The organism is Arthrobacter sp. 10T425, assembly GCF_056393985.1.
Genome location: NZ_JBFTGZ010000004.1, coordinates 144,558 through 166,721 on the forward strand (window position 1 = coordinate 144,558; position 22,164 = coordinate 166,721).

General features: G+C 67.0%; 17 protein-coding genes. 11 read left to right on the plus strand and 6 right to left on the minus strand.

Features of this window, described 5'->3' with window-relative positions; all coding sequences use genetic code 11:
* The first annotated feature begins 20 nt into the window (after nt 1-20).
* From AC1DDH_RS06490 to AC1DDH_RS06505, 4 genes are all read left to right on the plus strand, one after another.
* Nucleotides 21-707: a hypothetical protein gene (locus AC1DDH_RS06490; RefSeq protein ID WP_223917392.1), complete on the plus strand. Its 687-nt coding sequence runs from the start codon at nt 21-23 to the stop codon at nt 705-707.
* Nucleotides 708-972: 265 nt separating this feature from the next.
* Nucleotides 973-2,178, plus strand: a complete 1,206-nt coding sequence (locus AC1DDH_RS06495) for an inorganic phosphate transporter (RefSeq protein WP_230010221.1) — start codon at nt 973-975, stop codon at nt 2,176-2,178.
* The gene (locus AC1DDH_RS06500) at nt 2,175-2,396 is read left to right on the plus strand and encodes a hypothetical protein (protein ID WP_028276822.1); all 222 of its coding nucleotides are present in this window, start codon (nt 2,175-2,177) and stop codon (nt 2,394-2,396) included. Before AC1DDH_RS06495 ends, AC1DDH_RS06500 begins: the two co-directional genes overlap by 4 nt.
* 74 nt (nt 2,397-2,470) lie before the next feature.
* Complete coding sequence (locus AC1DDH_RS06505) at nt 2,471-3,019, plus strand: dihydrofolate reductase family protein (RefSeq protein WP_476886588.1); 549 nt, start codon at nt 2,471-2,473, stop codon at nt 3,017-3,019.
* A gap of 47 nt (nt 3,020-3,066) precedes the next feature.
* Here the strand turns inward: AC1DDH_RS06505 and AC1DDH_RS06510 are convergent, their stop codons facing one another.
* Nucleotides 3,067-3,531: a hotdog fold thioesterase gene (locus tag AC1DDH_RS06510; protein WP_476849603.1), complete on the minus strand. Its 465-nt coding sequence runs from the start codon at nt 3,529-3,531 to the stop codon at nt 3,067-3,069.
* On the opposite strand from AC1DDH_RS06510, the gene polA reads away from it, so the two are divergent.
* From polA to rpsA, 3 genes are all read left to right on the plus strand, one after another.
* Nucleotides 3,530-6,424 carry a DNA polymerase I gene (gene polA, locus AC1DDH_RS06515; protein ID WP_476955084.1) on the plus strand — a complete coding sequence of 965 codons (2,895 nt, stop codon included), beginning with the start codon at nt 3,530-3,532 and terminating at the stop codon, nt 6,422-6,424. The two genes, AC1DDH_RS06510 and polA, sit on opposite strands and share 2 nt — an antisense overlap.
* A 101-nt stretch (nt 6,425-6,525) precedes the next feature.
* A complete protein-coding gene (locus tag AC1DDH_RS06520) occupies nt 6,526-7,812 on the plus strand; it encodes a GNAT family N-acetyltransferase (RefSeq protein ID WP_476955085.1) in 1,287 nt (428 codons plus the stop codon).
* A 238-nt stretch (nt 7,813-8,050) separates the two neighbouring features.
* Nucleotides 8,051-9,526 (plus strand): 30S ribosomal protein S1, encoded by a 1,476-nt coding sequence (gene rpsA / locus AC1DDH_RS06525; RefSeq protein WP_018773018.1) that lies wholly within the window; start codon nt 8,051-8,053, stop codon nt 9,524-9,526.
* Nucleotides 9,527-10,432: 906 nt separating this feature from the next.
* Here rpsA and AC1DDH_RS06530 read toward each other — a convergent pair.
* Both AC1DDH_RS06530 and AC1DDH_RS06535 read right to left on the minus strand, forming a co-directional pair.
* Nucleotides 10,433-11,083 (minus strand): GNAT family N-acetyltransferase, encoded by a 651-nt coding sequence (locus AC1DDH_RS06530; RefSeq protein WP_476955086.1) that lies wholly within the window; start codon nt 11,081-11,083, stop codon nt 10,433-10,435.
* Nucleotides 11,067-11,768 carry an IMPACT family protein gene (locus AC1DDH_RS06535; RefSeq protein WP_476872141.1) on the minus strand — a complete coding sequence of 234 codons (702 nt, stop codon included), beginning with the start codon at nt 11,766-11,768 and terminating at the stop codon, nt 11,067-11,069. Before AC1DDH_RS06535 ends, AC1DDH_RS06530 begins: the two co-directional genes overlap by 17 nt.
* A 22-nt stretch (nt 11,769-11,790) precedes the next feature.
* On the opposite strand from AC1DDH_RS06535, the gene coaE reads away from it, so the two are divergent.
* From coaE to AC1DDH_RS06550, 3 genes are all read left to right on the plus strand, one after another.
* Nucleotides 11,791-13,092, plus strand: a complete 1,302-nt coding sequence (gene coaE / locus AC1DDH_RS06540; RefSeq protein ID WP_476955087.1) for a dephospho-CoA kinase — start codon at nt 11,791-11,793, stop codon at nt 13,090-13,092.
* A gap of 40 nt (nt 13,093-13,132) precedes the next feature.
* Nucleotides 13,133-15,214, plus strand: a complete 2,082-nt coding sequence (gene uvrB, locus AC1DDH_RS06545) for an excinuclease ABC subunit UvrB (protein ID WP_476858612.1) — start codon at nt 13,133-13,135, stop codon at nt 15,212-15,214.
* Nucleotides 15,215-15,377: 163 nt separating this feature from the next.
* Entirely contained in the window at nt 15,378-16,406 is a 1,029-nt protein-coding gene (locus tag AC1DDH_RS06550; RefSeq protein ID WP_028276830.1) for a TerC family protein, read from the plus strand.
* A 151-nt stretch (nt 16,407-16,557) separates the two neighbouring features.
* On the opposite strand, the gene AC1DDH_RS06555 is transcribed toward AC1DDH_RS06550, so the two are convergent.
* The 3 genes from AC1DDH_RS06555 to AC1DDH_RS06565 all read right to left on the minus strand — a co-directional run bounded on the left by AC1DDH_RS06555 (nt 16,558) and on the right by AC1DDH_RS06565 (nt 21,143).
* Nucleotides 16,558-17,916: an alpha/beta fold hydrolase gene (locus AC1DDH_RS06555; RefSeq protein WP_476955162.1), complete on the minus strand. Its 1,359-nt coding sequence runs from the start codon at nt 17,914-17,916 to the stop codon at nt 16,558-16,560.
* A 19-nt stretch (nt 17,917-17,935) separates the two neighbouring features.
* Nucleotides 17,936-18,484, minus strand: coding sequence for an N-acetyltransferase family protein (locus tag AC1DDH_RS06560; protein WP_476931758.1), 549 nt, complete (start codon nt 18,482-18,484; stop codon nt 17,936-17,938).
* Nucleotides 18,485-18,596: 112 nt separating this feature from the next.
* A complete protein-coding gene (locus AC1DDH_RS06565; protein WP_476849611.1) occupies nt 18,597-21,143 on the minus strand; it encodes a DEAD/DEAH box helicase in 2,547 nt (848 codons plus the stop codon).
* Between the two features lie 156 nt (nt 21,144-21,299).
* On the opposite strand from AC1DDH_RS06565, the gene AC1DDH_RS06570 reads away from it, so the two are divergent.
* Entirely contained in the window at nt 21,300-22,079 is a 780-nt protein-coding gene (locus AC1DDH_RS06570) for a trans-aconitate 2-methyltransferase (RefSeq protein WP_079549556.1), read from the plus strand.
* Nucleotides 22,080-22,164: the final 85 nt, after the last annotated feature.

Below are 22,164 nucleotides of genomic sequence, written 5' to 3' on the forward strand. Positions count from 1 at the left end.
ACGGATGGGAGGATGATGCCGTGGACCCCTTCTTCAATTTCATCACCCACTTTTGGTGGCTCGTCTTTCCCCTGAGCGGACTGGCCGGGGGGTGGGCGCGGTCCTGGTCCAAAGCCGCCGAACGCCGGCACCGCCGCCGCGTGGAGCTTTATACGCTCAAGAACCAGGCGGCGCAGGCAGAGCAGGCCAGCCAGGCCGACGTGCTGGCCCTCATGAAGGCGCACGACACCGTCAACCAACGCTGGCTGGATTACGAACTCGACGTGGGGAAGCTGATCGACTACCCGGTCATGACGGATGTCCGGGAGCCCCTCACCGTGGCCTTCCTCCGGGCCAAACGCGAGGCCGACGGGCTGCGCCCCGCCGCCCCGGCGGAAGTCAGGACCGCCGCGCGGCTTGCGGAGTACCGGGCGGCCGTGACCAGCTTTGAGCTCGCATTCGACGTCGCCGAACGGGAAGCCAAACGGATCAGGGACAGCAAGTTCACCGGTCCCGAACGCCAGCGGCTCGAGACAGCCCGGAAACTTCTGCGGATAGCGTCGGACGCGGCCGCAACTCCCGCCGAGCGGCAGACGGCCTACCGCCGCGCCCGCCGGGAACTCGACGGGCTCATCGTGCTGCCCGAGGCGACGCTAGCGGCGCTGGAGGACAGGATCGCTTCGATGCTCGGCGCGGGCCCGGCGCCGGACGTCCGCCGGGCCGTCTGAGCTGGGCCGCAGCCGGCGGAGCCGGGCGGTGCCCGCTGTGACCGGCATCGCACCGCCACCGTGAAGGCCCGTGCCGCACAGGAGGACTGAATTTAGGGACTTCTAGCATGTTTTGCCCAGCCGTCTTTCCCACGTACCATCGATAAGGTTTCAAATCGCGTTAGCGCCACCGAATTCATCTGATCAGGCATCGAATGGACGTCGTGGCCATGCAGCAACGGGGATGTGGAACTGCCGACCGTGAACACTTCAGATTGGGCAACAGGTGGAAATCACCGTAATGGTGGCGCTAGTGATATCGCTGGCGCTGTTCTTCGACTTCACCAACGGATTTCATGACACCGCGAACGCCATGGCTACCCCCATCGCGACCGGCGCCATCAAACCGAAAACAGCAGTTGCCCTCGCGGCGGTGCTGAACCTCGTGGGAGCGTTCCTCTCCACGGAAGTCGCCAAGACCGTCTCGGGCGGCATCATCAAGGAAGGCTCGGACGGGGTCCAGATCACCCCGGACATCATCTTCGCCGGGCTGATGGGCGCCATCCTCTGGAACATGATCACCTGGCTCAAGGGCCTGCCGTCCAGTTCCTCCCACGCCCTCTTCGGCGGCCTGATCGGGGCCGCGATTGCCGGTATCGGCATCCACGCGATCAACTTCGAGTCAATTCTCCAAAAGATCATTCTTCCCGCGGTGTTCGCCCCGATCATCGCGGGCGGCGTAGCCTACTTGTGCACGCGGCTGGCGTACGGCCTGACCGCCCGCCATGACCCCGAAACCGGGGACAAGCTCACGCAGAAGCGCGGCGGATTCCGGACCGGTCAAGTCTTCACGTCCAGCCTCGTGGCGTTGGCCCACGGCACCAACGACGCCCAGAAGACGATGGGCATCATCACCCTGGTCCTGATCTCCGCCGGCCTCCAGCCTGCCGGCTCCGGTCCGGAGTGGTGGGTTATCACCGCCTGTGCCTTCGCCATCGCGATCGGCACGTATTCCGGCGGGTGGCGGATCATCCGCACCATGGGCTCGGGACTCACCGAAGTGAAGCCCGCCCAGGGCTTTGCCGCCGAGACCAGCACCGCCACAGCCATTCTGGCGTCCTCGCACCTGGGCTTCGCCCTGTCCACCACGCAGGTGGCCTCCGGCTCGGTCGTGGGCTCCGGCATGGGACGCCGCGGCACTACGGTGCGGTGGGGAACCGCCGGCCGGATTGCCATTGGCTGGCTGTTCACGCTGCCGGCCGCCGGAATCATGGGCGCGCTGACGGCTCTGCTCGTGCAGACCGGGGTCGTAGGCGTGATCATTGCGGCAACTGCCGGCACCGCCGCAGTGGCCTACATGTTTGTGCGCTCACGGAAGTCGCCTGTGGGCAGCAACAACGCCGTCGAGATCGAGGAAGTCGGCCAGGCCGTGCAGTTCCGGAAGAAAAAGTCCGCCACCAAGTCGATCAAGAACGGCGGTGCCCAGCGATGAAATGGCTGGAACTGTTCAGCGTGGCGAGTGCCACGCTTGTGTCCGCTGTAACCGTGGTAGTTCTCTACTCCCTCGGCGTCCGGCTCACGGCCATCGCGGGGGACACCCGGACCTCCCCGGCGGCCTGGACCCGACCGCTCGCTTACACGTGCTTCGCTTTGTGCGGCGCCGCCATTCTCTTCGGGCTCTACCTGATCATTCCTTACTTCCACAAATAGGACGTCCCCGCGGCCGTGCAGCCGTTGCGTTCGGGGGATGGGACACCGGCCACCGCAGTGGCTAGGCTGGGGCCATGGTGAGCTTCCAATACTTCGTGGCGTCCTCACTCGACGGGTTCATCGCCACTGCCGACGACAATCTCGCCTGGCTGCTGCAGTTCGACGGCTTTGAGGGCGGACAGGACAGCTATGACGCGTTCATGGCCGACGTCGGCTGCATCGTCATGGGCGGCGAGACGTACGCGTGGCTTCGGGAGCACGAACCGGACACCTGGCCGTATCCGGGCACACCCTCCTGGGTCTTCACCCGTCACGAGCACGCCGCCCCGAAGGGCGCGGATGTGACGTTCGTGCGCGGGGCGGTAGGCGAGTTCGTGGACGACCTCAAAGAAGCGGCCGGCGGCCGAAACGTCTGGGTTGTGGGTGGAGGCGTGCTCGCAGCGCAGTTCGCTGACGCCGGGCTGCTGGACGAACTGATTGTCTCGGTCATTCCCGTGGTCCTGGGCGGCGGCAAACAGTTGCTGCCTATGGCGGGCCCGACGCCGCCGCTCGAGTTGACATCTTCCCGCACCTTGGGCCGGGGCATCGTGGAGCTGCGCTACCGCTTCCCGGCCCGGCCCTAGCCGGATCCGGCGCCGCCGGGCCGGTCGCCCTCCGCGTTATCGCGGACCTAGCGCGCGATATCGCGGATCAGGTTCGTGATCCGGGCGGTGGAGAGCCGCCGGCCGAGTTCGTCGGTCATCACGATTTCGTGGGTGGCGAGCGTCCGGCCGAGGTGAATGGCCGTGCAGGTGCCGGTGACGGTGCCCTCGGAGATCGCCCGGTGGTGCGTCGCCCCGACCTCGATCCCGAGCGCCTGCCGGTCCGGTCCGGCATGCATGCCGGCCGCGAACGAACCCAGGGTTTCGGCCAGGACCACGTGGGCCCCGCCGTGCAGGATGCCTGCCACCTGGGTGTTCCCCGCCACCGGCATGGTGGCCACAGTGCGCTCCGGGCTCATCTCGAGGAAGCGGATCCCCATCTTCACCACAAGGGCTCCGACGCCGTACTGGCCCAGCCAATCGTGCATGTCCTCGGGAACACCGGCCGCAGCGAGCTCGGCCGCGTACGGGCCGGGCGTGAAATTGTCCATCATGGGAACTAGGCTGGCACCTGTGAGTGAAACTACCAAACCGGCCCTTGCCCTCGAGAATGCAGCCTCCCAAAATGCTGCCCCCCTTTCCGCGGACACTGCCGCAGACCAACTCCTGGCAGCTGAGCCGGATTCAGGGGTTGCGGCCAAGCGTGCCGGAAAATCCAGCCGGGCCGCGGCGTCGGTTTCCGCCACCGAGGCCCCCGTGATTCCCATCACGGACCAGCCGCGGCTACTCGTGCTCGATGGGCACTCCATGGCGTTCCGGGCGTTCTTCGCCCTGCCCGCGGACAAGTTCTCCACCGCCACGGGCCAGCACACGAACGCCGTCCACGGCTTCACGTCCATGCTGATCAACCTGATCAAGGAGCAAAAGCCCACCCACGTGGCGGTCGCCTTCGACGTCTCCGATGACACGACGCACCGCAAGGCCGAGTACAGCGAGTACAAGGGCGGACGCAACGAGACCCCGCGGGAAATGAGCGGCCAGATCGACCTCATCGACAAGGTCATGGGCGCCTGGGGCATCAAGACCATCAAAATGCCCGGTTGGGAAGCTGACGACATCCTGGCCACCCTCGCCGCAATGGGGGAAAAGGCCGGTTACGAAGTGCTGCTGGTCTCAGGCGACCGCGATGCCTTCCAGCTCATCACCGACAACGTTTTCGTCCTGTACCCCAAGAAGGGTGTCAGCGATATTCCCCGCATGGACGCGGACGCCATCCAGGAGAAGTACTTCGTCAGCCCGGCCCAGTACTCGGACCTCGCCGCCCTGGTGGGGGAATCCGCGGACAACCTCCCCGGTGTTCCCGGCGTCGGCCCCAAGACGGCAGCGAAATGGATCAACCTTTACGGCGGACTGGAGGGGGTCCTGGAGAACCTCGACGCGATCGGCGGGAAGGTGGGGGACTCCCTGCGCGAATACGTTGACGACGTCAAGCGCAACCGGCGCCTCAACAGGCTGCACACCGACCTGGATTTGCCAGTGACGCTGGACGAGCTCGCGGACCCGCGGCCTGACCAGGCAGCCCTCGAGGAGCTGTTCGACGCCCTGGAATTCAAGACCATCCGGACCCGGCTCTTCGCCCTCTACGGCAGTGAAGTCACCGAAGCCGAGCGGGAAAGCCTCGACATCCCGGACTTCGTGATCCCGGCGGACGCAGCCGAACTTGGCGCGTTCCTCGAGGCCGGTGCCGGCAAGCGCTCCGCTGTGGCGGTCGACGTTGTGCCCGGCCGGATCGGCGAGGACGCCGCAGCGGTGGCGATCGTCCGCGACGACGCTGCCGTCTATATCGACCTGGCCAGCCAGGACGCCGCCGCCGAAAATGTTCTGGCCGCATGGCTGCGCGACGCCCACGCACCGAAGGTCGTGCACGGGTTCAAGGCTGCCCTGAAGGCCCTGACCGCGCGCGGCCTGGAACTGGAGGGCGTGGTGGATGACACCTCGATCTCCGGCTACCTCATCCAGCCGGACCGCCGCAGCTACGAGCTTGCGGAGCTGGCACAGCATCACCTCAACATCGCGGTTTCCACGGAGGCCGCCAAGGAAGGCCAGCTTGAGCTGGCGTTCGACGGCGACGACGCCGCCGCTGCGGGCGCGCTGGTCCACGTCGCCGCCGTCGTGCAGGCCCTGAGCCGCTTCTTCGAATCAGAACTGACGGAACGCAAAGCGCAGGACCTGCTCACCACGCTGGAACTGCCGGTCAGCCGGGTGCTGGCCGATATGGAACTGGCGGGAATCGCCATCGACATGCCCCGCATGGACGAGCAGCTGTCGGATCTCGCCAAGGTGATCGACAACGCCCAGGAGCTGGCGTTCGCCGCGATCGGCCACGAGGTCAACCTTGGTTCGCCGAAGCAGCTCCAGACCGTGCTGTTCGACGAACTGCAGTTGCCGAAGACCAAGAAAATCAAGTCCGGCTACACCACCGACGCCGCGTCACTCAAAAACCTGCTGGAAAAGACCGGGCACGAATTCCTGGTCCAGCTCATGGCGCACCGGGAGTCGTCGAAGCTGCGCCAGATGCTGGAGTCGCTGAAGAAGTCCGTCACGGAAGACGGCCGGATCCACACCACGTACGCGCAGAACGTCGCAGCCACGGGCCGGATCTCCTCCAACAACCCCAACCTGCAGAACATCCCCATCCGCAGCGAGGAAGGCCGGCGCGTCCGCGGCATCTTTGTGGTCAGCGAGGGCTACGAGTGCCTGCTCTCCGCGGACTACTCGCAGATCGAAATGCGCATCATGGCGCACCTCTCGGGCGACGCCGGCCTGATCCAGGCTTACAAGGACGGCGAAGACCTCCACCGGTTCGTGGGCTCTAACATTTTCCATGTGCCCACCGACCAGGTGACCAGCGCCATGCGGTCCAAGGTCAAGGCGATGTCCTATGGCCTCGCGTACGGGCTGACCTCGTTCGGTCTGTCCAAGCAGCTGGAGATCTCCGTTGACGAGGCGCGGACCCTCATGAAGGACTACTTCGACCGGTTCGGCGCCGTCCGCGACTACCTCCGCGGCGTGGTGGACCAGGCCCGGATCGACGGCTACACCGCCACCATCGAGGGGCGCCGGCGCTACCTCCCGGACCTGACCAGCACCGACCGCCAGCTGCGTGAGAATGCGGAGCGCATCGCGCTGAACTCGCCCATCCAGGGATCGGCGGCTGACATCATCAAGCGCGCCATGCTGGGTGTGCACGCGGAACTGGCGGCACGGGGCCTGAAATCGCGCATGCTCCTGCAGGTCCATGATGAACTTGTCCTCGAAGTCGCCGCGGGTGAGCGCGAGGCCGTGGAGCAGCTGGTGACCGAGCAAATGGGCTCGGCCGCGGACCTCAGCGTTCCGCTGGACGTCCAGATCGGCATCGGCTCCAGCTGGTACGAGGCGGGGCACTAAAGCTGGACAGGTATCGGCAAGGTTTCGGTCCGGCAAGTATTCGGTCCGGCAGTATTCGTTCCGGCTATGCCGGGACCCGAGATTCTCAGGGGGAGAAGTACGTGGCAGATAAGTACGAGCTCAGGCGGTTCCGCGCGGTCGCGAAGGACGAGGCGGAATACGCGCAAGGCACGGCGTGGCTGCGCGGGGTCGGGATCGGCTTCTACGACGAGCCGCGCAAAGACGACTTCGCGGACAAGATCATGGCCATGTATCTCGTGGACAACCGTGAAATGACCGGCGTTTACCAGGCCGACGGCGTTGCGGCCCACTCGCTGGCTGCCGACGTCCCGGTGGCGACCTTCGCCACCCTGCGCAAGGACCTGAACATCGGCTACGGCCGTCAGCTCGAAGCCCAGCTGGTCACGGCCGTCACGGTGCGCGGGACCCACCGCCGGCAGGGACTGCTGCGGCGGATGATGACCGAGGACCTTGCCGCGGCGAAGGCGGACGGCGTCGCGCTGGCGGCACTGACCGCCTCGGAGGCCTCGATCTACGGGCGGTTCGGTTACGGTGTGGCCACCTTCGAGCGCAGCATCAAGGTCGACACCGGGCCGCGCTTCCGGCTGCGCCATGCGCCCGCCGGCACCGTGGAGATTGCGGACCGCAAGGTCCTGCTGGAACTGGCCCCCGAGGTTTTTGGTCGGGTCCACGCGTCCATGCCCGGATCGATCTCGCGGCAGGAAGCGTACCGGCTGCGGTCTTCGGGCATACTCGGCCGGGACGGCAGCGAGGACGAGGCAATCCGCTGCGCCCTGCACTACGACGCCGCCGGAACCGTGGACGGCTACGTGTCCTATAAATTCGCCGGGTGGGACGCCAAGCCGTACACCATGGAGATCGTGGACCTCGTGGCCGCGAATGACGCCGCGTACCTGGAACTCTGGCAGTTCCTGGGCAGCATCGACCTCGTGGACCGGATCAGCTGGCAGGATGCACCGGTGGACGATCCCCTGACCTGGGCGCTTGAGGACCCGCGATGCGTCGAGGCATCGGACCACCGCGACATGCTGTGGCTGCGCGTCCTGGACCCGGCCCGGGTGCTGGGGGCCCGGCGCTACTCGGCCGACGGGACGGTCGTTCTCGCGGTCAGGGACAGTCTCGGCTTCGCGGCCGGCACCTTCGCGCTCACGGTCAGCGGGGGAGAGGCCACGGTGCGGCCGGCTCCGGAGGCTGAGCCGGACCTGTCCCTTGATGTTGCGGACCTCGGCTCCATCTATCTGGGCGCCGTTTGTCCCGTGACGCTGAAAGCTGCCGGCCGGATCACCGAGCACACCGCCGGGGGGGCGCTGACGGCGCGCCTCATGTTCGCCGTCGAACGTTCACCGCACTGCCTCACGCACTTCTAGGCCTCCGGTCCGATTTCGGCGCCTAAGGCGACACGGACGGCCCCGTGCGCTTTGACCGGCGTTCGCGTAAACGACTAGACTAAACAGGCGCGTACTACGTGCGCGCATCTACAATCCACAAAATCAGGATGACCCGGCGGAACGCTTGCTGTGACGCCGTGCTCTTGGCCTGCATGCCATAATGCCGGCGAAGCGGTTTGCCTGACCGACTCACTATCCACAACGGAGCCCCTACTACATGACCATCACCTCCACCGAGAAGCCCGGTACCCCCGTAGTCGCCATTAACGACATCGGTACCGCTGAGGACTTCCTCGCAGCTGTCGACGCCACCATCAAGTACTTCAACGACGGAGACCTCGTCGAAGGTACCGTCGTCAAGGTCGACCGCGACGAAGTCCTGCTCGACATCGGTTACAAGACCGAAGGTGTCATTCCCTCCCGCGAGCTTTCCATCAAGCACGACGTTGACCCCGGAGACGTCGTCTCCGTTGGCGATCAGGTCGAAGCCCTGGTGCTCACCAAGGAAGACAAAGAAGGCCGCCTGATCCTCTCCAAGAAGCGTGCTCAGTACGAGCGTGCCTGGGGCGACATCGAGAAGGTCAAGGAAGAAGACGGTGTTGTCACCGGTACCGTCATCGAGGTTGTCAAGGGTGGTCTTATCCTCGACATCGGTCTGCGCGGCTTCCTGCCCGCATCCCTCGTCGAGATGCGCCGTGTGCGCGACCTCGCTCCGTACATCGGTCAGCAGATCGAAGCCAAGATCATCGAGCTGGACAAGAACCGCAACAACGTTGTGCTGTCCCGCCGTGCATGGCTCGAGCAGACCCAGTCCGAGGTCCGCTCCACGTTCCTCAACAAGCTGGAAAAGGGCCAGGTCCGTCCCGGCGTCGTTTCCTCCATCGTCAACTTCGGTGCCTTCGTGGACCTGGGCGGCGTAGACGGCCTGGTTCACGTTTCCGAGCTGTCCTGGAAGCACATCGACCACCCGTCCGAGGTTGTCGAAGTTGGCCAGGAAGTCACCGTCGAGGTTCTCGAGGTCGACCTGGACCGCGAGCGCGTCTCCCTGTCGCTCAAGGCTACGCAGGAAGATCCGTGGCAGACCTTCGCCCGCACCCACGCCCTCGGCCAGGTTGTTCCGGGTAAGGTCACCAAGCTCGTTCCGTTCGGCGCGTTCGTTCGCGTTGAAGACGGCATCGAAGGCCTGGTCCACATCTCCGAGCTCGCCGTGCGCCACGTTGAGCTGGCCGAGCAGGTTGTCTCCGTTGGTGACGAGCTGTTCGTCAAGGTCATCGACATCGACCTCGAGCGCCGCCGCATCTCGCTCTCCCTCAAGCAGGCCAACGAGGGCGTCGACGCCGACAGCACCGAATTCGATCCGGCTCTCTACGGCATGGCCGCAGAGTACGACGAAGAGGGCAACTACAAGTACCCGGAGGGCTTCGACCCGGAGTCCAACGAGTGGCTTGAAGGCTACGAGAACCAGCGCGCAGCCTGGGAGCAGCAGTACGCTGACGCCCAGACCCGCTGGGAAGCACACAAGAAGCAGGTTGCCCAGCACGCTGCCGACGACGCTGCAGCTGCAACGTCCGGTGAGAGCGATTCCGGCACCACCAGCTACTCCTCCGAGCCGGCTGCAGCCGAGACCGGTGCAGGCACGCTTGCTTCGGACGAGGCTCTTGCCGCTCTGCGCGAGAAGCTGACCGGCAACTAATTGCCCGTGATCCTCAAGGAGTCAGCTCCCTGAGGCCAGGCAGTTTGTAGCTTGAAGGTGGCCGTCCCCTCGGGGGCGGCCACCTTTTTGTGTGCCCCGGGGGACATGCCCATTTTTCGATCCGGGCCGTGGACATTTGTGGATTGGGCCCAGTCCTGGCCCTGGGCGCGGGACATATCCAGTGCCGGGAGGCCCGCGCCATGCCCTGGCGCCGGACATGAGCCGCGGTTGCCCGGACCACCGGACATGCCCCCTTTTGAAGCCCTCCCTCCGGGGACATGCCCATTTTTCGAGCCGGCCCGTGGACATTTGTGGATTGGGCCCAGTCCTGGCCCTGGGCGCGGGACATATCCAGTGCCGGGAGGCCCGCGCCATGCCGTGGCGCCGGACATGCCCCGCGGTTGCCCGGACCACCGGACATGCCCATTTTTGAAGCCCCCTCCGGGGACATGCCCATTTTTCGAGCCGGGCCGTGGACATTTGTGGATTGTGTCCAGTCCTGGCCTTGGGCGCGGGACATGTCCAGTGCGGGGAGGCCGGCGCCATGCCCTGGCGCCGGACATGCCCCGCGGGCGCCCGGACCACCGGACATGCCCATTTTTGAAGCCCCCTCCGGGGACATGCCCATTTTTCGAGCCGGGCCGTGGACATTTGAGGATTGTGCCCAGTCCTGGCCTTGGGCGCGGGACATGTCCAGTGCGGGGAGGCCGGCGCCATGCGTTGGTGCCGGACATGCGCATTCCTGGCACTAGGCACCGGGCTGCCGTTGCACGCGTTTCCTGCTCGTCAGGACAAGCAAGGGGCCGCGCCATGGAATGTAGGCTCCTTGACGGCAGCCAGGCGCTGACGACGGGGGCATGTCCAATGGCGGAAGGGAGCCCGGGCCCGGCCCAGGGTGCCATGCCTTCAGCGCAGCGGGATCTTCGCTATGACCGGCACCGTGTGCGTCTGCGAGGCGGCACCGGTCACCAGTTCGGCGCCCGCGTACTTCAGCAACGCGAGGGCTCCCACATTGCCGGCCGTCGTCTCGGCTACCAGGACGGCTGCCCCGGTCGACGCGGCGCGAGCCCTTACGAGGCGCAGCGCCTCGCGGCCCACACCCTGGCCGCGGAAGCTCCGGGCGAGCCAGATTCCGGTCTCCAGCGCCCAGCCGCCACCCCCTGCAACGGCCCCGGCGGCACCAACAGCCCCGGCGTCACCACCTGGCCCAGCCCCGGCGGCACCAACAGCCCAGCCGCCACCACCGGCCCAGCCCTCATCCGCTGCTGCCGGCTCCGTGTCCATCCGCCTGAGCCGCACGGACCCTGCCATCTGCCCGTCGCAGCTGATGGCCCACGTCTTCTGCCCCGCGGGACCGTCCAGGCCGGCTGCGGCGGCGCGGTGGAATTCGCGGAACCAGCTGATCCGGTCGGTGTTCCAGCCGGCGGTCGTGCCCAGCGGCGGGGTGACCTCGTCGGCGTCGGCGTCCCGGAGCCCAAGTTCCAGGAGCTGTTCGAGAACGTCCTCGCTGACGTCAAGCAGCGCGACCGCGGGCACGGGCTCAGCTGATGGGCACATCGATCCACTCCGTTTCTCCGGGCAGCAGCGACGCGCTGCCGGCCGACATGGCGGCCACGCGGTCCGCGGCCCGGGCAAGTTCTTCCGCATCATCCGGCAGCGCGAGCCTCAGGACAGTAGTCTGCGCCTCGTAACGGGTTTCGGCCATGACATACCCCGCGGCGCGCAGATCGTTTTCGAGCCGGCCGGCGACGGCGTGCTGTACGGGTACCGAGCAAATGCGCAGCCGGCGGCGCCGCACGAGGGGAGCCAGCTCCAGCGCTCCGGACACCGATTCGGAATAGGCCCGCACCAGGCCGCCGGCACCCAGGAGAATGCCGCCGAAATAGCGCACGACGACGACGGCGACGTCGCTGAGATCGGCGACGCCGGGTGCGGTCTCCCGCTTCAGCAGCGCCTCGAGCATGGGGATGCCCGCGGTGCCGGACGGCTCGCCGTCGTCGTTGGAACGCTGGATGTCCCGGTCGGGGCCGAGCACGAAGGCGAAGCAGTGATGCCGGGCGTCATGGAATTCCCGGCGCAACCCGCCCAGGACGGCCCGGGCGGCGTCCTCGTCCGCCGTGCGGGCCAGCACGGTGATGAAACGGGACCGCTTGACCTCGATTTCGTGCCGAAACCCGGGCCCCGCTGCGAGGGTGGTGTAGACGGCCGTCCTGCTCTCGGGGGATTCCGCCGCATCTGCCACCGGTTCAGTTTAGTCTGGTGAGGTGTTGAAGATCGGGTTGACCGGCGGAATCGCCTCGGGGAAGTCCACGGTTGCCGCGCGCCTGCGCGACCTTGGAGCAGTGCTTGTCGACGCCGACGCGCTGGCCCGGGAGGTCGTGGAACCTGGTACGCCCGGACTGGCCAGTGTGGTGGAAGCCTTCGGTGCCGCCGTCCTGAGCCCGGAAGGCCGGCTGGACCGGGCCCGGCTCGGTGCCCTGGTCTTCGGTGATCCGGAGCGCCTGGCCGCGCTGAACGGCATCGTCCACCCCTTGGTGCGGGAGCGCGCCGCGGCGATGGTCGCCGCCGCCCCGGCCGGCGCCGTCGTGGTCCAGGACATCCCGCTCCTGGTCGAAACCGGGCAAGGGAAGAACTTCCATCTGGTGGTCGTGGTGGATGCCCCCGACGACGTCCGGGTCCGTCGCATGGCCGAACACCGCAACATGACCGCCGACGAGGCGCGCGCCCGGATGGCAGCCCAGGCGGGCCGCGCGGACCGGCTGGCCGCAGCGGACGTCGTGCTGGACAACTCCGGCACCCCGGAGGACCTCCGGCACGCGGTCGACGCGCTGTGGGAGGAGCGGCTGAGGCCGTTCGCACTGAACCTCAAGGAGCAAAGGATCGCCCCGCGGACGGCGGGGCCGGTACTCGCCCCGGCCGATCCGGCCTGGGCCGCGCAGGCCGCCCGGCTGATCGCCCAGCTGCGGGCAGCGGTCCCGCAGGATGTCCTGGCCGTCGACCACCTCGGGTCCACGGCCGTCCCTGGCCTCGACGCCAAAGATGTGATCGACCTCCAGCTCAGCGTCCGGGACCTCGACGCCGCGGACCGGATCGCGCCGCTGCTGGCCGACGCAGGATTCCCGCGCTGGCCCGGCATCATCGCCGACAACCCGAAACCCTCGCACCCGGACCCTGCCGACTGGGGCAAGCGGCTGCACGGCAACGCCGACCCCGGCCGGCCGGTGAATCTCCACCTCCGCGCGGCCGGCTCGCCGGGCTGGCGGTACGCGCTCTGCTTCCGCGACTGGCTGCGCGCCGATCCCGAGGCCCGGGCGGACTATGTGGCCGAAAAGCAACGGGTCGCCGGGCTGCACGGCGTCGACAAGTCCACCGCCGGCTACGCGGCCGACAAGGAGGGCTGGTTCACCGAGTATGCCTGGCCCCGGATGGAAGCGTGGGTGCAGCGCACGGGATGGCAACCGCCGTCGTACGCGGACGACGCCGGAGCAGACGACGCCGGTGCCGGCACCGTCGGTGGCGCCACCGCAACGGCACCTGCCGCCGGCCCCGGTACCGCCCAAAGCTGAATCAGGGCATCCTGTCACAGCCCGGCGGTAGATTAGGTACATGAGTCTTGCCCAGGAAATCAACCGCGTCGTGGCGCCCTTCGAGGTCATCAGTGAGTTCCAGCCGGCGGGTGACCAGCCGGCCGCCATCGCAGAGCTGACCGAGCGCATCAAGAACGGCGAAAAAGACGTCGTGCTGCTTGGCGCCACCGGTACCGGTAAGAGCGCGACCACGGCCTGGCTGATCGAGCAGGTCCAGCGGCCCACCCTGGTGATGGTGCAGAACAAAACCCTCGCCGCGCAGCTGGCCAACGAATTCCGCGAACTGCTGCCGAACAACGCGGTGGAATACTTCGTGTCCTACTACGACTACTACCAGCCGGAGGCCTACGTCGCCCAGACGGACACCTTCATCGAGAAGGACTCCTCCGTCAACGAGGAAGTCGAACGGCTCCGCCACTCCGCCACCAACGCGCTGCTGACCCGCCGCGACGTGATCGTGGTTGCCACCGTCTCCTGCATCTACGGCCTCGGCACCCCGGAAGAATACATCGCCGGGATGGTGACCCTCCGCAAGGGGGCGGAGATGAACCGTGACGACCTGCTCCGGAAGTTCGTCTCCATGCAGTACACCCGCAACGACATGGACTTCCACCGCGGCACGTTCCGGGTCCGCGGGGACACCGTGGAAATCATCCCGATGTACGAGGAACTGGCGATCCGGATCGAGTTTTTCGGTGACGAGATCGAAAATATCCAGACCCTGCACCCGCTGACCGGCGAAGTGCTCCGGGACGAGAACGAAATGTACGTCTTCCCCGCCTCGCACTACGTCGCCGGTCCGGAACGGATGGGCCGGGCGATCAAGCGGATCGAAGACGAACTGGCCGAGCGCCTCGCCGTGCTGGAAAGCCAGAACAAGCTGGTCGAGGCCCAACGGCTCCGGATGCGCACCACTTATGACCTGGAAATGATGCAGCAGATGGGGTTCTGCAACGGCATCGAGAACTATTCCTCGCACATCGACGGCCGGGCCCGCGGAACCGCGCCGCACTGCCTGATCGACTACTTCCCGGATGACTTCCTCCTGGTGATCGATGAGTCCCACGTCACCGTGCCGCAGATCGGCGCCATGTACGAGGGCGACATGTCCCGCAAACGGAACCTTGTGGACCACGGCTTCCGGCTGCCCTCGGCGATGGACAACCGCCCGCTCAAATGGGACGAGTTCCAGGACCGCGTGGGCCAGACGGTCTACCTGTCCGCGACGCCGGGCAAGTACGAGCTCGGCAAGTCCGACGGCTTCGTCCAGCAGATCATCCGCCCCACCGGCCTGATCGACCCCGAGGTCGTCGTCAAGCCCACGAAGGGGCAGATCGATGACCTGCTGGGCGAAATCCGGACCCGGACCGCGAAGAACGAGCGGGTCCTGGTCACCACCCTGACCAAGCGGATGGCCGAGGACCTGACGGACTACCTGCTGGGCCATGGCGTGAAGGTGGAATACCTGCACTCCGACGTCGATACCCTCCGCCGCGTGGAACTCCTGCGCGAACTGCGGATGGGTGTCTTCGACGTCCTCGTCGGCATCAACCTGCTCCGTGAAGGCCTGGACCTCCCGGAGGTGTCGCTGGTCAGCATCCTGGACGCGGACAAGGAAGGCTTCCTGCGCTCCTCGACATCCCTGATCCAGACCATCGGGCGTGCCGCCCGAAACGTCTCCGGCCAGGTGCACATGTACGCGGACCGCATCACCGATTCGATGGCCCATGCCATCGACGAGACCAACCGCCGCCGCGCCATCCAGGTGGCCTACAACACGGAGAACGGGATCGATCCCCAGCCGCTCCGGAAGAAGATCGCGGACATCACCGACCAGCTGGCCAAGGAAGACGCGGACACCCGCGAGCTGCTGGCCGCGGCCGGGAAGAACCGCGGCAAGGGCAAGGGCACCTCGCTCATCCGTGCGGACGGGCTCGCCGCCGCGCCGGCCGAGGACCTCGTCGGGCTGATCGAACAGCTGACCGAACAGATGCACGCCGCAGCCGGGGAGCTGCAGTTCGAACTGGCCGCCCGGCTGCGCGACGAGGTGGGGGATTTGAAGAAGGAACTGCGGCAAATGCAATCCGCGGGGCACGCCTAGGGTAAACTCGGTCAAACGTAGGGGAGTATCCCAAACGCTACGATCGTCAACACGCACGGCTACGATGCCGCGCCGGGCGTAGCGGGCAGCCAGGCAGCGTCATGCGCCGGCGGTCGGAGAGACTTACACCGCTGAGCTGTACCCTACGAAAGGTATTTCCCCCGTGCCCGAGCTTCCCCTGTGGTTCGAGATCGGCTCGTTTGTCGTCCTCGGCGTCATTCTGGCCATCGACCTGCTGATGGTCCTCAAACGCCCGCATGAGCCCTCCATGAAAGAAGCCGGACTGTGGGTCGCGTTCTACGTGGCCCTGGCCCTGGTCTTCGCCGGCGCCATGTTCGCCTTCACCGGCCCGGAATTCGGCGGCCAGTTCATCGCCGGCTGGGTGACCGAATACAGCCTGAGCATCGACAACCTGTTCGTCTTCATCATCATCATGGCGCGCTTCTCGGTACCGAGAAAGTATCAGCAGGAAGTGCTCATGGTGGGCATCATCATCGCCCTGATCCTCCGCGGCATCTTCATCATGCTCGGCGCGATCGTGATCGAGCAGTTCAGCTGGGTCTTCTACATCTTCGGCGCCTTCCTGCTCTGGACCGCCTGGAAGCAGGCCCAGGACGAGGGCGAGGACGAGGAAGACAAGGAAAACCCGCTGATCGCCCGGATCCGCCGGGTCCTGCCGATGTCCGAGAAGTTCGACGGCGGCAAGCTCCGCACCGTCGTTGACGGCAAGAAGGTGTTCACCCCGATGCTGATCGTCTTCGTGACCATCGGCATGACGGACCTGCTCTTCGCTGTCGACTCCATTCCGGCCATTTTCGGCCTCACCCAGAGCGCCTTCATCGTCTTCACCGCCAACATCTTTGCCCTCATGGGGCTGCGCCAGCTGTACTTCCTGCTCGGCGGCCTCATGAACCGGCTCATCTACCTCAAGCACGCCCTGTCCGTGATCCTGGCGTTCATCGGTGTGAAGCTGGTCCTGCACGCCATGCACGTCAACGAGCTGCCCTTTATCAACGGCGGCCAGCACATCGAATGGGCCCCCGAGATCCCCACCTACGTCTCGCTCGGTGTGATCATCGGCACCATCGTCGTCGCGGTGGTCGCCAGCCTCATGAGCTCCAAGGCGTCCAAGTCGAAGCTGGATGCCCGGCTGGAAGAGGACTCCCGCAAGAGCCTGAGCGACGTCGACTAGTACCAAACCGCCGGGGTGAGAGTGCAGGACACACCTCGCGGCACATAGCAGTACGGCGCTGGACCCTCACGGGTCCGGCGCCGTACCTGTTTAAGCAGTACCTGCTAAGCCGGGCGCCATCGGCCCGGGCCCGTGCCTGGCCGCGCCCGGGTCACCGTCGGGCGGAACGTGCCATCCCCAGCAGGCGCCCGAAGATCGCCTCGCCGTCGTCCGCGATGCCGTCGTGGTGGAAGTCGCCGGTTTCCCAGACCTGCAGGCCCCGGACCGCGGCCGCCGTCTCCAGGGACAGCTCCCGGTCCACGTAGATGTCGTCGGTGTAGACGGCCGCGGCGACGGGCACGGTGTTCAGCGCCAGTCGCTCCGGGTCGTAGAGGGGTGCCCAGCCGCCCATTTCGGCCAGGAGCCGGGCCACGTCCTGCAGCGGGTGCAGGGCCGGGTCCTGCTCGAAATACCAGGGGTACACCATTTCCCCGGTCAGAAGCGGTTCGCCGGCGTCGGGGCGGAACTCGGGGAATTCCTCCAGCACGCGCCAGGCGGCCCAGTTGGTGGCACCGTCCTGGGCGTAAATGGATTCGTGCATCAACGCGTACAACGGGTTCGCGGCCCGGGACACGAGGCCCCGGACCTGCTCCAGGAAGGTGTCCGAGAGACGGTCGCCGCCCGGTGTGGCCACGAAGGCGTCTTCGAGCAGGTGGTGCAGTGCGTCCACCCGGGTGTTGCCGCCCAGGAACGAGCCCACCATCTGGAACCGTTCCACCGTGAGCCGGCCGCCGTCGGGCAGCACCTCCTCCGTTTCCCGCAGGTGCCGGGCGATCCGGGTGACGGCGGCCCGGTCCTCGGGATACCAGTCAAAGTATTCGGCGTTCCGGGCCGCGACCCGCTGGAACGTGGCCCGGTACACTCGGTCGGCGGAGCCGCCCAGCGGGGCCAGCCCGCCCGTCACGAGGACCTCGCGCAGCCCCTCGGGGGCGAAGGAAAGGTAGCTGAGCGCGCAGAAACCGCCGTAGCTCTGGCCGTAGATGGTCCACGGGGCCGAGTTCAGGGCCGCCCTGATCGCCTCGGCGTCGGCAACGATCGAGTCGGCGCGGAAGTGCGTCAGGTAGTCAGCCTGCTCCGCGTCGGTGCCGCGCAGCGGCAGCGTGTTGCGGTCGACGGGCGAGGACAGGCCGGTGCCGCGCTGGTCCAGCATGAGGATCCGGAAGTCCTTCGCGGCGGCCTTGCTCCAGCCGCCCAGCGACGGGAACCGGTTTCCACGCCCGCCGGGACCGCCCTGCAGGAAAAGCAGCCAGGGCAGCCCGGCGGCCTCTGCCTCGCTGTGTTCGGTGGACACGTACTCGCGGGCGAACACGGAGATGGTTTCGCCGCGGCGCCCCGCCTCGCTGAAGTGGTCAAGGGGGACCTGGAAGTAATGTTCCGCGGTCCGCATTCCCCGGTAGGTGTGTCGTGCCCGGACGCTGTGCGGAACTTTGCGCCCGGCGCTGGAGGCAGTCTCCAGCAGGGAGGCTCCCATGAGCCCCGTCATTGGGAGATCAGCCACGGGTGGCCGCCTCGCGGGAACCGGAGCTGGAGCCGGCAGGGGAGCCGGCGCCGGCAACTGCCGGGCGGCTGCCGAAGGCCGTCAGCGCCGCTCCGGTGAGGCGGAAGGTGGACCATTCCTCCATCGGCGAAGCGCCGAGGTTCTTGTAGAAGTTGATGGAGGGCTCGTTCCAGTCCAGGACACTCCATTCGACGCGCGCATAGCCCCGGTCGACGGCGGTCGCTGCCAGGTGCTGCAGCAGTGCCTTGCCGTGGCCCTCGCCGCGGGCCTCCGGCCGGACGTAGAGGTCCTCGAGGTAGATCCCGTGGACGCCCTCCCACGTGGAGTAGTTCAGGAACCAGAGGGCGAAGCCGCGGACCTCGCCCGCGGAGTTCTCCGCCATGGTGGCGAAGACCTTGGGATGCTCGCCGAAAAGGACCTCGGTGAGCATCTCGGGGGTGTTCCGGACTGCGTCCGGTTCCTTCTCGTAGAGGGCGAGGTCGTGGATCATCTGCAGGATGGCAGGGACGTCATGCGCTGTGGCAGGCCGGATTACACTCATTGTCCGAGTTTACCCGCGGCGCGAAGGCCCAGGCTGGGGCGACGGCGCCGGCCCGGCGCCGTCCAGGCCCTGCGGCCGCCCCCCGTGCAGGCCAGCCCCCGTGCCGTCCCGCCTAGAGCCGGTTGACGTCCGTGACGCGGACGACGGCGGTCCCGGACTCGTCCGAGGCCGCCAGGTCCACGTCGGCGGAGATGCCCCAGTCGTGGTTGCGGGCGGGGTCATCGAAGATCTGCCGCACCTTCCACACCCCGGGTTCCTCGGTGATGATCAGCAGCCCGGGACCGCGGGCGTCCGGTCCGGTGCCAATGTCGTTGTGCTCATCAAAGTAGTCATCGAGGGCATCTTCCCAGCGCTCGGCGTCCCAGCCGGACCCGGCGTCGAGCTCGCCCAGGGCGGTGGCGGCCTCATCGGCGAACAGCTCCACGCGGCGGAACATCTCGTTGCGCACCATCACCCGGAAGGCCCGGATGTTGGAGGTCAGCGACGGCGGCGGGGGCGGCGGAGCGTCATGCGGTGTGGGCGCCGCGCCGGATGTGAGCTCTTCCCATTCGTCCAGCAGGCTGGAGTCCACCTGCCGGACCAGTTCGCCCAGCCAGGCGATGAGGTCCTCGAGGTCCTCACGGAGGGCATCCTGCGGGACCGTCTGGCGGAGCGCCTTGAAACCGTCGGCGAGGTAGCGCAGCACGATCCCCTCCGAGCGGGCGAGGCCGTAGAACTGGACGAACTCGCCGAAGTTCATGGCACGCTCGTACATGTCCCGGACCACGGACTTGGGCGCGAGCTCGAAGTCGCCGACCCAGGGCGCGGCCTTGCGGTAGACGTCGAACGCCTCGCCGAGGATCTCGGCGAGCGGCTGCGGGTAGGTGACCTCCTCGAGCATTGCCATCCGCTGGTCGTACTCGATGCCGTCGGCCTTCATCGCCGCGATCGCCTCGCCGCGCGCCTTCTTCTGCTGTGCCGATAGGATCTGCCGCGGCTTCTCCAGGGTCGCCTCGATCACCGACACCACGTCCAGGGCGTACGACGGCGACTCCGGGTCCAGCAGCTCCAGCGCCGCCAGCGCGAACGGGGACAGCGGCTGGTTGAGGGCAAAGTTTGCCTGCAGATGGACCGTGAGCCGGACCGTGCGGCCGTCAGCACCCTGCTCCCCGGCCGGGATCCGCTCCACGACGCCGGCCGCGAGCAGCTCGCGGTAGATTCCCAGGGCCTTCTTCATGAGCCGCAGCTGGGCCGGACGGGTCTCGTGGTTTTCGGTGAGCAGGCGGCGGGCGGCCTGGAACGGGTCGCCGGGGCGTTCCATCAGGTTCATCAGCATCGCATGCGTCACGGTGAAACTCGACGTCAGCGGATCCGGAACGGACTCGACCAGCCGCTTGTACGTCGGTTCGCCCCAGGATACGAAGCCTTCCGGGGGCTTCTTCTTGACCACCTGGCGCAGCTTCTTCTGGTCGTCGCCGAACTTGGCCGTGGCCTTGGCCATCGCCTTCACGTTTTCCGTCACGTGCTCCGGGGCCTGGACCACCACGGTTCCTGCGGTGTCATAGCCGGCGCGGCCGGCGCGCCCGGCGATCTGGTGGAACTCACGGGAGTTCAGCAGACGGGTGCGGACGCCGTCGTATTTGCTCAGTGCCGTCAGCAGCACGGTGCGGATGGGCACGTTGATGCCCACCCCGAGCGTATCCGTGCCGCAGATGACCTTCAGCAGACCAGCCTGGGCAAGCTGTTCGACCAGCCGGCGGTACTTCGGCAGCATGCCGGCGTGGTGAACGCCGATCCCGTGCCGGACCAGGCGGTTAAGGGTCTTGCCGAAGCCTGCGGCGAAGCGGAACCCGGCAATGAGCTCGGCGATCTTGTCTTTTTCCTCGCGGGTGCAGACGTTGATGCTCATCAGGTTCTGGGCCCGGTCGATCGCCTCGACCTGGCTGAAGTGGACCACATAGACCGGGACCTGCTTGGTGGCGAGCAGCTCCTCCAGCGTCTCGTGGACCGGGGTCTGCTCGTAGTAGTAGTGCAGCGGGATGGGGCGTTCCGCGGAACTGACGGTCGTCGTCGTGCGGCCGGTCAGGTCGCTGAGGCCGTCCTCAAACCGGCTGACATCGCCGAGCGTCGCCGACATCAGCAGGAACTGCGCCTGGGGCAGTTCAAGCAGCGGCACCTGCCACGCCCAGCCGCGCTGCGGGTCCGAGTAGAAGTGGAACTCGTCCATGATCACGGCGCCGAGCTGCGCCGCAGAACCTTCACGCAGGGCGATGTTGGCCAGGATCTCGGCAGTGCAGCAGATGATCGGGGCGTCCTGGTTCACGCCGGAGTCGCCGGTGATCATGCCGACATTGTCGGCACCGAAGATCTCACAGAGGGCAAAGAACTTTTCCGAGACGAGGGCCTTGATCGGGGCGGTGTAGTAGCTCCGCTGCCCGCGGGCCATGGCCTGGAAGTGCGCGGCAATGGCCACGAGGGATTTCCCGGACCCGGTCGGGGTGGCCAGGATGACGTTTGAGCCGGCGGCCAGCTCCATGATGGCCTCGTCCTGGGCGGTGTACAGGGCCAGGCCGCGGGTCTCGGTCCACTCGACAAACCGGGTGTAGAGCTCGTCCGGGTCCAGGCCCGTCCTGCCGGGGATACGGGCGGCCGGGGCGGGGAGCTGATCAACGAGTTTCATTGCTGTCCAGCTTAGTGCCCGCGTGGTAGCCGCGGCACCGCACGCAGTGCGGGCGCGCGCCGTGAGCCGCCCGCAGCGCAGGCGTGCTTCCTTGGCTGGCCCACGGGCCGGGACTAGGCTTCGGTTAGGACAACGTGCCGGGAACTGGAGGCAGCCATGAAGTGGGATCCGGAGAAATATGTGCAGTTCGGGGACTACCGGGACAGACCATTTTTTGATCTGACCGGTCGGATTCATGCCGAAGCCCCGCGGCACGTGGTGGACCTCGGCTGCGGTCCCGGCAACCTGACCGCGACGCTCGCGGACCGCTGGCCGGGCGCGCAGGTGGTGGGTCTGGATTCGTCGCCGGAAATGCTGGCCACTTCCAAGGACCACGCAGCCGCGGCGGCCAATCTTTCCTACGAGCTGGCCGACATTGAGCACTGGCTGCCGTCCGGGGACACGGACGTGGTGGTCACCAACGCGGCCCTGCAGTGGGTGCCCGGCCACCGAAAGCTCCTGCCCCTATGGCTCGATGCCCTCAAACCGGGCGCCTGGTTCGCGCTGCAAGTGCCGGGGAACTTCAATGCACCGTCGCACACCCTGATGCGGGAGCTGGCCGATTCTCCGGCCTGGGCGGGGCGGCTCGCCGGGGTGCTCCGCCACGACGACGTGGTGGGGGAGGCAGCGGAATATCTGGAGATCATGCTCGACGCCGGTTGTGCCGCCGACGCCTGGGAGACCACGTACCTTCAGCTGCTCCCGGGCGCCAACCCCGTTTTGGAGTGGGTCCGCGGAACCGGACTCAGGCCGGTCCTCGCGGCCCTCCCCGACGACGAGGCCAGGGAGTTCGAGGCCGAGTATTCGGCACGCCTGGACGACGCATATCCGGCAGGCCGGCACGGGACGGTCTTCCCGTTCCGCCGCACGTTCGCGGTGGCGCAGAAGACCGGGTAGGCGGCGTGTCAGCCGCATGACACGAAGCACTCCGGAATGGGGCTTACAATGACGTGGCGGTGTGGGGCGGCCGTTAGGCTGATCA